The organism is Noviherbaspirillum malthae, from assembly GCF_015352985.1.
Classification (GTDB): Bacteria; Pseudomonadota; Gammaproteobacteria; order Burkholderiales; family Burkholderiaceae_D; genus Noviherbaspirillum; species Noviherbaspirillum malthae.
The window spans coordinates 60,927-73,451 of record NZ_JACYXF010000016.1 but is presented as its reverse complement, the minus strand read 5'-3'; the positions used below and the strand labels follow the sequence as shown (position 1 = coordinate 73,451).

General features: G+C 58.4%; 11 protein-coding genes. 4 read left to right on the top strand and 7 right to left on the bottom strand.

All coding sequences use genetic code 11. The annotated features are described in order from the left end of the window. Window positions 1-98 precede the first annotated feature (98 nt). Window positions 99-674 carry a ferritin-like domain-containing protein gene (locus IGW03_RS18315; protein ID WP_323744995.1) on the bottom strand — a complete coding sequence of 192 codons (576 nt, stop codon included), beginning with the start codon at window positions 672-674 and terminating at the stop codon, window positions 99-101. A gap of 366 nt (window positions 675-1,040) precedes the next feature. Between IGW03_RS18315 and IGW03_RS18310 the strand changes: the two genes are divergently transcribed. After that, window positions 1,041-3,686: a CHASE domain-containing protein gene (locus IGW03_RS18310; RefSeq protein ID WP_194724001.1), complete on the top strand. Its 2,646-nt coding sequence runs from the start codon at window positions 1,041-1,043 to the stop codon at window positions 3,684-3,686. A gap of 305 nt (window positions 3,687-3,991) precedes the next feature. Here the strand turns inward: IGW03_RS18310 and IGW03_RS18305 are convergent, their stop codons facing one another. The 5 genes from IGW03_RS18305 to IGW03_RS18285 all read right to left on the bottom strand — a co-directional run bounded on the left by IGW03_RS18305 (window position 3,992) and on the right by IGW03_RS18285 (window position 9,857). Continuing rightward, window positions 3,992-4,798 (bottom strand): YitT family protein, encoded by an 807-nt coding sequence (locus IGW03_RS18305; RefSeq protein ID WP_228535745.1) that lies wholly within the window; start codon window positions 4,796-4,798, stop codon window positions 3,992-3,994. Then, window positions 4,761-5,156, bottom strand: coding sequence for a bacteriohemerythrin (locus IGW03_RS18300; protein ID WP_194724000.1), 396 nt, complete (start codon window positions 5,154-5,156; stop codon window positions 4,761-4,763). The genes IGW03_RS18305 and IGW03_RS18300 overlap by 38 nt, the downstream gene beginning before the upstream one ends. Before the next feature lie 505 nt (window positions 5,157-5,661). Then, window positions 5,662-6,102, bottom strand: a complete 441-nt coding sequence (locus IGW03_RS18295; RefSeq protein ID WP_194723999.1) for a universal stress protein — start codon at window positions 6,100-6,102, stop codon at window positions 5,662-5,664. A gap of 155 nt (window positions 6,103-6,257) precedes the next feature. After that, entirely contained in the window at window positions 6,258-8,939 is a 2,682-nt protein-coding gene (locus IGW03_RS18290) for a bifunctional acetate--CoA ligase family protein/GNAT family N-acetyltransferase (protein WP_194723998.1), read from the bottom strand. 72 nt (window positions 8,940-9,011) lie between these two features. Beyond that, the gene (locus IGW03_RS18285) at window positions 9,012-9,857 is read right to left on the bottom strand and encodes a universal stress protein (RefSeq protein ID WP_194723997.1); all 846 of its coding nucleotides are present in this window, start codon (window positions 9,855-9,857) and stop codon (window positions 9,012-9,014) included. A 104-nt stretch (window positions 9,858-9,961) separates the two neighbouring features. On the opposite strand from IGW03_RS18285, the gene IGW03_RS18280 reads away from it, so the two are divergent. From IGW03_RS18280 to IGW03_RS18270, 3 genes are all read left to right on the top strand, one after another. Beyond that, a complete protein-coding gene (locus tag IGW03_RS18280) occupies window positions 9,962-10,099 on the top strand; it encodes a hypothetical protein (RefSeq protein WP_194723996.1) in 138 nt (45 codons plus the stop codon). A 68-nt stretch (window positions 10,100-10,167) separates the two neighbouring features. Next, entirely contained in the window at window positions 10,168-10,617 is a 450-nt protein-coding gene (locus IGW03_RS18275) for a pyridoxamine 5'-phosphate oxidase family protein (RefSeq protein ID WP_323744994.1), read from the top strand. Between the two features lie 122 nt (window positions 10,618-10,739). Then, window positions 10,740-11,594: a universal stress protein gene (locus tag IGW03_RS18270; protein WP_194723995.1), complete on the top strand. Its 855-nt coding sequence runs from the start codon at window positions 10,740-10,742 to the stop codon at window positions 11,592-11,594. A gap of 45 nt (window positions 11,595-11,639) precedes the next feature. Here the strand turns inward: IGW03_RS18270 and IGW03_RS18265 are convergent, their stop codons facing one another. Next, window positions 11,640-12,494: a DUF6920 family protein gene (locus IGW03_RS18265; protein WP_194723994.1), complete on the bottom strand. Its 855-nt coding sequence runs from the start codon at window positions 12,492-12,494 to the stop codon at window positions 11,640-11,642. Between the last annotated feature and the right edge of the window lie 31 nt (window positions 12,495-12,525).

Below are 12,525 nucleotides of genomic sequence, written 5' to 3'. Positions count from 1 at the left end.
GACGCCGTCAGCAGAAACTTTCCCCCATGTGCCTGTAGAGGGTAAGCGCGGCCCAGGGTTGAAAAGGAGGCGGCTGGCGCCTCCCTCGAACACTCAGGTCAATGGGATGGGCGTGCCTGATTGCGCATTCCCTTCACCTGATCGTGGTTCAGCTGAACGCCGCGGTATTGGTCTTCCACGATCAAGCGGACATCTTCAGGCAGATCCTTCTGCAGCGCCGCTTCATAGTAGTGCTTGGCGACGTCTTCGCCCCGTTCGCATTCCTCCAGCACGTCCTGTTCGCTTTTCCCCGTGATCGCAGAGCGCACATCCACCCAGCGGCGATGCAATGTGCCGCTTACATGCGAGGAGGTCGCAGGATCGCCGCCGTAGTCGATGACCAGGTCCTGCAACTCTTCGGCAGCGCGGGTACAACGCTCGGCCCGATCATTGAAGTAAGCCTTCAATTCCGGGTTGCCGATGTCTTCGGCGCAGGTGCGAAATCCTTCCACCCCGTCCTTGCAGGTCTGGATCAAGTCGTTCAGGGTTGAGACAACGTCATTCTTTTCCATAAATCCACCTCTTGCGTTTGAGTAACGATTGGACATGCGATGGAAATGCATGCTCATGGAATGACGGCGGAAACTCTGGCAAGTTCTTTTTGGAAGAGTGAACTGGTCAGGAAACTTGAGCATCGAAGCATGTTCCTCAACTCTGAAAGAGGCTGCCTTGCTTCGATGGTCTTGCAAGGCATCGCCGTTCCATGCATGTGTTCTCCTGAGCCAGCCGCAGTTCCTGCACACTTGCCTTGACGGCTTGCCGTCAGTCCTCGCCAGCAGTATGGGGCGTGTGCTGCACGACTGGATTAATGAAATGGGGACCGCCAGAGGTACTGGGCATCCAGCCATGCCATTTCATGCATTCAAGCAAGTGATGACCAGGGCAGCCTGCCTTGCCTGGAGCTTGCACTAAACTGTTGCGCTTTTCATTGTCTCAATAAGATGCGTCTCGAAAATTCACGGATGCCGTCCTTCTTCTCCAAGCTGTTGGGGCGATTCCGCATGTCCGCATCGAGACTCGCTTCGCCGTTGCTGCTGGCCAGCCTGGTGTTGTTGACATGCCTTGCCCTGACAGCCCTTGCCTGGCAGAGTGCGACGCAGGCAGTCATGCGAAAGCAGCTTGCAGAATTCGACTTCCGCGTGGACGAACTGAAGTCCCGTATTGTGCGGCGCATGGCAACGTACGAGCAGGTGCTGCGCGGCACCCGATCGCTGTTTTTATCGACGCCCTCGGTGCCGGCGGACCGCTTCCGAACCTATGTGTCATCCCTGAATCTGTCCGAATATTTCCCCGGTATCCAGGGAATCGGCTACGCCGTGGTCGTCCGGCCCGATGAACTGGCGGCTCACATCGATGCGATGCGCCAATCCGGATTCCCGGAATATGCGATCCGGCCGGAAGGTGAGCGGGAAATCTATAGCTCGATCACCATGATCGAACCCTTCGACGTGATGAACCGCCGCGCCTTCGGGTATGACATGTACAGCGAGCCGATACGCCGGCGGGCAATGGAACGCGCCTGGAACAGCGGCAGGGCAGCGATGTCGGGCAAGGTGACTCTGGTTCAGGAAGGCAGCAGTGAAGGGCAGCCCGGCTTTCTGCTTTATCTCCCCTTGTACAAGGAGTACAAGGATCAGCAAGCCGCAGCTGCCCCGGACCGGCATGCGGACCTGCGCGGCTGGGTCTACGCACCGTTTCGCATCAATGACTTCATGGAAGGCCTGCAAAACAGCCAGGCGGTCGAATTGGCCGTGTCCATCTACGACGGAGTGCCATCGGCCCAGGCTTGCCTATACGGATGTGCTGCGAACGCACATCCGGCCGCCTGGCCTCTTCGCGTGGAGGAACTAGAAATCGCAGGTCACCGATGGACTGTCAAAACCACGCCCTCCCCCGGTTTTCTTGCGCGTACAAGCGACGGTTCGCCGCGCCTGATCCTGTGGGGAGGGAGCATCACGGCGCTCTTGCTGGCAATGCTCGTATGGTCGCTGGCAAGCGTCGGCAAGCGGGCCAGAGGCCTGGCCGAGCAGATGACGGATGAACTGAGAACTTCGCATCGCCGGATTGAACAAGACCGGCGGAAGGTGCGCCTGATCCTCGACCAGGCGCATGACGCGTTTATTGCCACGGACGGCACGGGGGCGGTCGTGGAGTGGAATCGGCGCGCCATGGAAATCTTTGGCTGGAAGGCGGAGGAAATACGCGGCCGGACACTGCTTGAACGCATCGTTCCGGCTGATCGCAGAGAGGAATTCAGCAGGATGACCGAGGCGACGTCGGCAAGCCATATGCACCACGTCCGGTTCGAGTCGGAATGGCTTCACCGGGATGGCCATTCGATACCGGTGGAAGTGTCCCTGTCGACGGTGACGGATGGCCACGACATCCAGGTACATGCTTTCGTGCGGGATCTGAGGTTGCAGCAGCAGGCTCACGCACGTGAACAGCAGCAGCGAAAAGACCTGGAAGCGGCGCGCCTGGCGCTTCACCGTACGCAGAAACTGGAGGCGGTAGGCAAGCTCACCGGCGGTGTCGCGCATGATTTCAACAACGTCCTCCAGATTATTTCAGGCAACATCCAGATCATGCTCATCCGGCCGGGGACGGAAGCGGAGCGTCGTGAACGGCTGCAGAACACGCTCCATGCGGTCGAGCGCGGCGCCAATCTGTCGAGCCAGCTGCTGGCCTTTGCCCGGCGGCAGCCGCTTGCGCCCGTCACGGTCAACTTGCGCCGTCTGCTGGAGAACCTGGGAAGTCTGCTGCGAAGGTCCCTGGGCGAGGAAATCGATGTGGAAACCAGCTCGGCCGGCGGCTTGTGGAATGCCTTTGTCGACCCGAACCAGCTCGAGAACGTGATCCTGAACCTGGCCATCAATGCCCGGGATGCGATGCCCGGCGGCGGCCGGTTGACCATCGAGCTCGGCAATGCCTTCCTCGATGAGGACTACGTGGCTTCGGAGCCGGACCTGCGTGCCGGCCAATATGTGATGCTTGCCATCACCGACACCGGATGCGGCATGACGCCGGACGTGCTTGAACAGGCGTTCGAACCCTTCTTCACCACCAAGCCGGAGGGCGAAGGTACGGGACTGGGGCTGGCAATGGCATACGGGTTTGTGAAGCAAAGCGGCGGCCATATCCGCATCTACAGCGAGGTGGGCCAGGGTACAAGCGTCAGGATCTACCTTCCCCGGCATCTGGACGACGAGCAGGTGCTGCCGGCGCAGACCGACCTGTCGGTTCTGGGCGGCGACGAGACCATTCTGGTGGTGGAAGACGACCCTGTGGTCAGAGTGACGGTCGTCGCCTTGCTGGAAGACCTTGGCTACCATGTCCTTCAGGCTGCGCAGGCCGCAGAGGCTTTGTCCTTGATCGAAGAGGGCGCCACGATCGACATGCTGTTCACCGACGTGGTCATGCCAGGGCCGCTTCGCAGCGTCGAGCTGGCAAAACTCGTGCAGCAACGGATGCCGGATGTTGCCATTCTCTATACCTCCGGCTATGCCCAGAACGCAATCGTTCACGGCGGACGCCTCGATGCCGGCGTCGAACTGCTTTCGAAACCCTACCGGCGCGAGCAGCTGGCGCGCAAGATCCGCAGCGTTCTTGGGAGGCGGAACCAGCCTGTTCAAGGCAATATGACGTGAAACATTCCCTGTGTGCGGATAGGATCCGGCTTTGACCTGTTCTCCAATACCGTTTCGCCGTAAGGGATTTTCATCTCTCGATCCAGGCCTTTATGCAGGCTGCCGAGATCAAGCATGTGGCGAACGATTTCTGCCTACTGAACTCATCTGCTAAAGACGCGATCTCATGGAATGTTATGCCTTGGGATTGGTATTGGGCCTTTGTGAGGCAATCGTGGCACGGCGCAGCCGACTGCGCAAAGCGCATGGCCGATTCCCATGGCTTGCCGGTGCGGTTGGCTTCGGGAACTGGTCATGTCCCGTCACTACTGTTCCGCGCTCTTGCCGATGTAGCGGCCGGCGCGATGGTTGTTGGCGAGAGTCAGATTTAGAATGACTGTTGCGATCAGAGAGATGAGGGTTGTTTGAATACTGTTCGTCATCGCGCACATCAACAACACCAGGCAGTCCAGCGTCAACTGCATAAAGCCTGCGCGCAGGCCGAATACTTCCTGCAGATACAGGCAAATAATGTTGAAGCCGCCGAGACTTGCATTGTGGCGGAACAGGATGAGCAAGCCGACGCCGGCAAGCAAGCCGCCGGATATTGAGGCGAAAACCGGATCGATGCTGTGGAAGTGCATCAAGATTGGAATGGCCTCGCAGAAACCTGACAGCAGGAGCACGGAGCCGAGCGTCTTGATGGTGAAGCCCCATCCCTTTTTTCTTACCGCGAGAATGTAGAAGGGAAGGTTGATGGCGGCAAAGAACAAGCCGAAGCTGACCCCGGTCAGCTGGTGAACCAGAAGTGAGAGGCCGACAATGCCACCCGTTACCAGGCCAGCCTTGCTCAGCACAGAGACGCCGATGGCAGCCAGCAAGGTACCGGTAAAGATGGCCTGCAGGTCTTCGATGGCCGTATGTGTGCTGGCTTGACTTAACTGCTTTGTCGGAAGAGGCGGCATTACTGTATCCCGGGAAAAGTCTGCGCTGTCCTGCAGGTGCGAATACTCCCAAACTGCAAACCACCCATCTGTCTTCCGGCATGGGACGCCGATAGCGTAAAGGAGCGTTCCGTGGTTCTCGTGGCCGGTTTCAATCGACGGCGCAGTCCGCCTTCGATGCTTCAGCATGCTGCAAAACCGACGCAAGCATCCTGTCCATTGTCGCAATATGGAAATGGAGCCATTGCGAAAACAGGCCGCCAATCTCCCTTCCTTCGGCTATTGTGCCCTCCCTGGCACGCAAACAGGCATGCTGGAGCGCATTAAGCGCCTGGGCATGCTGGTCGCGGTGGCATGAGATTCCGCGAAAGGCAATTTCTTCCATCGCCTGCTCCTCTTCCTTGAAATGATCATGGACTTCCTTGAGCAGTGCCTCGAACGCGGCGGCGAATTCGACATCGGCAACCGATGAAAGACGCTCAAGCTTACCGTGAAGTGCCCGGTGGGATTCATCCATGAAGGCGATGCCCAGCGCGGGTTGTTCCAAGGATGGATCGGCAACAGGAGTGACGCACATACATGCTTTCTCAAAGGGTCTAATGGCAGTGGAGGCCTGCATTGGCCTGCATGAGAACGGCTAATGCTCCAATGCCTTTCAATGGCAGGAAGCGATGTTAGAAGTGGTGCCCCGAAATTTGATTGATCCAAGTCAATTTATTCGGAGCTGACCTGCAACTGCCAATGACGGCCGTCTGACATCCGCGTTTACGGACCGCAGGTGAGACCCGGTGGATGCGAATGCCGGTCTGGGACGCAGGGGGCAAGGCCGCATCTGCGTTTGATGAGATGCCGTCCCTGGGCCACCAAAATCATCAGCGGAGAGGCAGGGCAACTTGCCGCTTTCGAAACGAACGAATATGAGAATTAGCTCCGCTTTTTCGCCTGACTGCCTCAAGGCAGAAGCTCGGCCTCATATGGTGTTGAACATGCATGCAGCTTCCCGGACATCAGAGGCGACCCATGATGGGGAGCGGGCCGATAGTGAGAGCCGCTTAACGGAAGACCATCACCGGGACCGGGGAGTCTGCCAGTACGCGCTGCGTCTCGCTGCCTAGCAAGAGCTTGCTTATACCCCTGCGTCCGTGCGAAGCAATGAAGATGACATCGCAGCCGAAGCGTTCCACGGCTGCAACGATCTCCCCGCTGGGATCCGCTGAACATGGCGTGGTCGTTTCACATGGCACACCCTGTTTCTGCGCCTCTCCGGCAAGACGCTGGACGTGTTGTTTTGCAAGGCGCAGCGCATCGTGCTCATATTCCTTCTTGTAATCGGGTACTGTGGATTCTTTGGTCGGACGCGGATACACAAAGGGATGCGCCACCGAAATCGCTACGATTTTTCCGTTATTCGTCTTGGCTGCCTCAATCGCAGATCCGAAGGTCTTCTCCGCCAACGGCGATCCATCGGTTGGAACGAGTATGCTCTTGAACATGACAAGTCTCTCCTGAGCTAGTGAAATAAAGGAATCAGCATCTCCCGCGTTCGGATACACCCATGCCAGCGTTCGAATCCATTCCGGTTTGACAAGGCACGGTCCGCAATGCAACCGGCATTGTTCGCAGGCCGGCATGGCCGAGTGGGCTGGTGTCATTTCGGCTTCAATTCAAGCTTCATCAACATTGTTCCCGCTTCGCTCGAGGGTGAGATTTCAAATCCGAGGCTGGTGGCCAGATCAAGGATCCCATGGTTGTAGCTGAGCGCCTCCCCGACGATGCGCTGCGTACCCCGGTCAGTGCAATACATGATTAATTTCGTCATGAGTGCGTAACCTAGTCCCCGGCCTTTGAGATCGGATCGAACAATCACCGCAAACTCTGCTTCAACGTTGTCAGGATCCGTAACGACGCGGGCAACGCCGAGGGTTTCCCATGCTCCAGTGTTGAGCTTGCGAGTGGCGATGAAGGCCATTTCCCGGCCGTAGTCGATCTGTGTCAGCCGTGCGAGCTGTGAGGGTGATAGCTCACGCATGCGGATGAACATGCGGTAGCGGATGTCTTCCGCATCCAGCGCATTGAAGAAAGCCACATGTGCGGCACCGTCCTCGGGCCGGATCGGACGCAGCAAGACCTCGGTACCTTGCCACTGTATCCATTCCTCCAGCTCTGCCGGATATGGACGGATGGCCAGTCGCTCCAATCCATTGCCTTTTACCGGCTTCACGGAGATGCGCGCATCCAGCGCAATCACGCCATCGGCGTCCGCGAACAACGGATTGATGTCGAGCTCCTGCAGTTCCGGCAGATCAATCACCATGTCGGATACCTGCACCAATGTGCGGCTGACTGCGTCGATATCGGCCGGACGACGATTGCGGTAGCCGCCAAGTAGTCGTGCAATACGGGTACGCGAGATCAGTTCGCGGGCCAACACACCGTTAAGCGGAGGCAGTGCAATTGCACGGTCTGCCGTCACTTCGACCGCAATACCGCCTTGCCCGAAAAGAATGACAGGTCCGAACACCGGGTCCGTTGCAACGCCTACAATGACTTCACGTCCCTCCGGCCGTCTTGCCATGGCCTGCACCGTGAAGCCTGCCAACCGCGCATGCGGATACAGTTCACAGAGCCGCCGATGCATTTTTTCGGCAGCCGCTGTCACCGTTTCAGCGCTCTCCAGATCGAGCACGACACCGCCTACATCTGACTTGTGGGTGATATCCGGCGACAGGATTTTCAAGGCGACGGGAAAGCCGATGTCTTGTGCTTCCCGGCCCGCAGCCGCCGCATCAGCGACCGTGCGGGTTTCCACGATCGGAACGCCGTAGGCCGCCAATACCTGTTTGGCTTCCCATTCCGAAAGCAGCTCGCGACCCTCGGCAATGATTTGTTCCACGATGGCGCGCGCGCTTTTCTTGTCTTCAAGGTCCGTGTTCGATATGGCAGACGGGACTTCCATTAGCAGTTGCTGGTTCCTCCGGTAGCGGACCATCTGCATGAAGCCGCCGACCGCTTTTTCCGGAGTATCGTAGGTAGGCACTCCCACGTCCGCGAAAGTACGCCGCGCCGCTGCTACAGACTCGCCACCTAGCCAGCATGCCAATACATTACGCTGGGATTGCCTGACGATCGAGGACAGCGTCGTTGCTATCTCGGCGCTCGGTACGATCGCCGTAGGGGCATGAATAAAAAGTATTGCATCGACTTCCTTGTCGTCCAACAGGATTTTAAGGGCCTGCGCATAACGTTCAGGCGGCGCATCACCCACAATATCGATCGGATTGGCCTTGGACCAGTTGCCCGGCAATACCGCGTCAAGACGTTCCAACGTCGCAGGAGAAAGATGAGCGAGCTTGCCACCGGACGAGATAAGGCTATCGGTCGCCATTACACCCGGACCACCGCCGTTGGTCAGAATTGCCAGGCGCTCTCCGCACAGCGGACGCAGGCGGGCAAGGGTCTCGACCGCATCGAACAGTTCTTCGGTCGAATACACCCGCAGCATGCCCGCACGCCGGATCGCCGCGTCGTACACCTCATCGGAGCCGGCCAACGCACCAGTATGGGATGTCGCCGCCTTTGCGCCTTCTGCGACCCGGCCGGCCTTGATGACCAGTGTCGGCTTGCTGCGTGCAGCGGCACGCGCCGCCGACATGAACTTGCGTGCCGAGCTGACCGCTTCTATGTACAGCAGGATGGCTTGCGTATCGGGGTCGCCCGCAAGATAGTCGAGGACGTCGCCGAAATCGACATCTGCGCTGTCGCCAAGGGAAATGAACTTCGAAAATCCGATGTTGCGCGACTTGGCCCAGTCGAGTACGCCGGTGACCATGGCTCCGGATTGGGAGACGAACGCGATCTTGCCAGGCAAGGCATCGATATGAGCGAAGCTGGCATTGAGGCGGATGCCCGGCACCAGCATGCCGACACAGTTAGGCCCCAGGATACGCAACAGGTATGGCTTTGCGGCGGCCAGCATCAGCTCCTTCATCGTCCTGCCGCGCCAGTCCCTGTGGGCCGACAATCCTGCTGTGAGCACAATGGCCGCTCGGGTTCCGCGTTCGCCGAGTTGGCCGATCAGCTCCGGCACGCTGGCAGGCGGCGTACAGATGACGGCCAGGTCGGGAGCGCCGGGCAGGGAAGCAATGTCCGGGTAGGCCTTGAGGCCGCACAGCGTTTCATACTTGGGATTGACAGGATAGATTTCCCCTTCGAATCCCGCATGGATGACATTCTCCAGCACGGTGGTCCCGACGCTGCGAGCCTTGTTGGACGCACCGATGATGGCGAGCGACTTGGGATGAAACAGGTAATTCAGGTTGCGAATCGTCATGTGCGCCTCGGATCGGAAGGAGCGTTGCCGGCTGTGGGGATTGAGCACAGACGTGTGCAATCAGTACCGGACTCAATGCGAAATGAGCACGGGTACCGTCATCGACTGCAGGACCGTGCGCGTAGTCCCGCCAAGCAGGATCTCACTCAGGCGCGAGCGGCCATAGCCACCCATGACGAGCAAGCCGGCGCCGAAGTCGGCCACATGGGACAGCAGCGCATTGGCCACATCGATGTCCGGCGTGGTCTTTTGCCTGGAAACATCGACGTTGATTCCATGGCGTACGAGGTAGGCGGCGATATCGGCTCCGGGTTCCTCGCCGTGCGCGCGCAGGGATACCTCCGGATTGAAGATCACGACCTGTACCTGACGCGTCGCCCGCAGCAGTGGGAGCGCGCCATTGACCGCACGCGCGGCGGCCAGACTGCCGTCCCAGGCAATGACCGCTCGCTCCCCGAAACGGGAATTGTCATCGACATACGGCGCCACGAGTATCGGGCGCCCGCTGTTGAGCAAGGTGTACTCGGCAACATCACTACGTTCGCTGGCAACCGTTTCCGCAGGGTCCGACTGGCCGACAATGACGAGGTCGCAATAGCGTGCCTGCAAGGATAATGCTTCGCCGGCTTCATCCTCGATAAGCCGTTTCTCGAAGGACCGGACATGACCGCGTTCGGCAATCTGTTCGAATTCAGCCAGGGCTTTCTCGGCATGCTCCTGCATGTATGTCATGCAGGCTTCCAGCATCGGCGCCGCACCGGGAACCATGCCTCCTGAATACAGCACCGGCAGCAAGCCGGTCGGTGCCACGCCGATGAGATGCGCATCGTTTTCTGCAGCTATCCGTGCTGCCAGTACAACGCGTTGCCTGGTATGGCGGGATGCGTTGACGTGAACGGCTATCGTACGGTACGACATATCGGAACTCCCATGATGTGGTAAGGAAACCGGAATCAAACGCGTGTCCGGTACGGTTGGCGGTCTGGCGGTCTGGTGGTCAGCGTCGATGAACAGGCGAACCCATGGTAGAAGTGCGGGTTGAAAATTTGATTGATGCAAATCAAAGTACCCTGAACGCCGGAACTGCAATGGAAGCTTCTTCCAGCAGTCCGGCTTTTTTGATCCAGGTCAAGGTGGCAGCCACGGCATGGCAAGCATAGTGACATTGACAGAACCGATGCCGAATGCGAAGACATCGGCGCCAAATTCATCGCAGAAGGATGCTGACGTGGACAAATCAATCGAGCAGTTCATAATGGACATCATCGATCACGGCAAGGATCTGACGCTTGCCACCGTAAGGCCGGATGGATACCCGCAGGCGACTACGGTCAGCTATGCGAACGATGGCATGGACATCTACATCGGTATCGGCAAGGACAGCCAGAAGGCAGACAACCTGCGCCGCAATAACAAGGTATCGCTGACGATCAACGCACCGTACAAGGACTGGAACGAGATCAAGGGGCTGTCCATCAGCGGCACGGCAGAATTCCTCAACGACGCAAAGGAGCTTCAGCATGCTGCCGACTGCATGATCAAGCGCTTCCCGCAGCTGCTGGAATGGACTAAGTCGAACCAGACCAGCGATATGCTGTTATTGAAGATACGGCCGCAGTTCTTGTCGGTACTTGACTATCGAAAGGGATTCGGCCATACCGAGCTGCTGCAAGTCTGACGTTCATCAGTATTTATGCATTGCTGGGACTCTTCAAAAATGTGTCCAGTGACATCGAGATGATATCGAACCGGATGTCGTGACTAATCTTGAATTGATTTCCGTACGCCAGGGAATGTGCAATGTCCTATAAGACCATCCTTGTCCATGCCGATCATTCCCCTCATATGGAACAGCGTGTTCGTGCCGCCGCCCTTGCCGGGGATAATATCAATACCCATATAGCTGGTGTTGCGGTCACTGGAATCTCTCACTACCTGCGTTTGTCCGAGCGAGTCCGGCAGCAGGGCGGGCAAGGCACGGAAGCGTTGCATCAAGAAATCGGCCGCCTGCACAAGTCGGCTGAGGCAGCACTGGCCCGCTTCGAAGAAACTGCGCGCGCTGCCGGGATACATGATTTTGAGTCCAGGCTGGTAGCGGATGAAGAGCTTAATGGCCTGAGTCTGCATGCCCGCTACAGCGACCTGACTATCCTTACCCAATTGGATCCTGATGAGCCGGCCAATCCCATGGCCGACGATCTTCCGGAATATGTCGCAGTATCCAGCGGACGGCCGGTGCTGGTGCTGCCCCATCGCTATAAAGTCGAAGCGCTGGCCGCCAATCCGTTGCTGGCCTGGGATGGCGGCCTGGAAGCGACTCGTGTCCTGCATCATGCCCTGCCGCTTCTGGAACGGGTCGGCAAGGTAGACATATTGATCCTGCGCCATGGCATGAAGCACGCGGGTCCGGCTGATGCTGCAGGGGGAGATATCGTTCGGTACCTCGCCCATCATGACGTTGCAGCGAACGTACTACAGGAGCACGACAGCCACGGCGACTTCGGCAGCACGCTCCTTGCATGCTGCAATACAGTGCGCAGTGACTTGCTGGTCATGGGCTGCTATGGCCATTCCCGTTTCCAGGAAATGCTGCGTGGCGGGGTAACACGTACCGTGCTTGAGCAGATGACGATTCCAGTGCTGATGGCTCACTGAATAGCTAGCTGGCGCCGGCTTTGCGGAATCGCCTGCAAGGCCTGTCTACTGCACAAATTCATAGGCAATCTCGGCAATGCGGCCACGCCAGTAAGGCTTGGGACCCTCCGGCAGCATCCACATCACTTCGCCGTCAAGTGGTATCGACATGCCTGCGCGTTGCGCATAGTTCCAGAATCGGCCTTGCCAGGGGGTTGGAACAACTCTCCCATCCACAGTACGGCCGCGCGCTTCGGCCCGTACAGAATCAATCAGTCCGGCCTCGGTAAAGGTGAACAGAAGGGTCTGCTTGACATTGCCGTCTTCTAGCGTGGCTTTCGCCGAGCTTGCGTCCACGGCATCCCAGCGTATCCCCTGGCTTGGCAGCAATGCAGTCGGATACCAGGCTGCTTCTGCGAGAAAGCGCATGATTTCGCCCTCTGCGACATCGCGACTGCCGTGCAGGTGCGCAACGGTGAACAAGCCGAGCAGTGCAGCGTGAAGAATGCCTTCACCAGTCGCATAGGCGTCACGGACATGCACATTCAAGCCCGGCAGGATTCCAATGCGTGCGTCCCAATCGAACCCGGGCCGCTGCGTGACCACCATCTGATCCGAGGTGAATGCATGCCATTTGTCACCGGACTTGCTCATGTTGAACATGCCGTGGTGCTTGACGCGTACACCCGCCAAGACCGGTTGGTGGTCTTTGAGAACCGTTCGAAAGAATCGTTGTACCGGCGACGGCAGCGCCATGAGTGTATTGAAGTCGACCGTCTCGGGCTTGACAGGACGCCGTGCCGCATCCAGGCGGGTACGAAGCGCGCGTGTTTCGGCACTCCATTTCATCTTTCCCATTCCGGCGGCGGCGACCGCGATGCCGGCGAAGATAAGCGATGCTGTCGAAAGTCGAAGTTTCATGGCGGTGGCAGGAGACGAGGGCATGAGACAT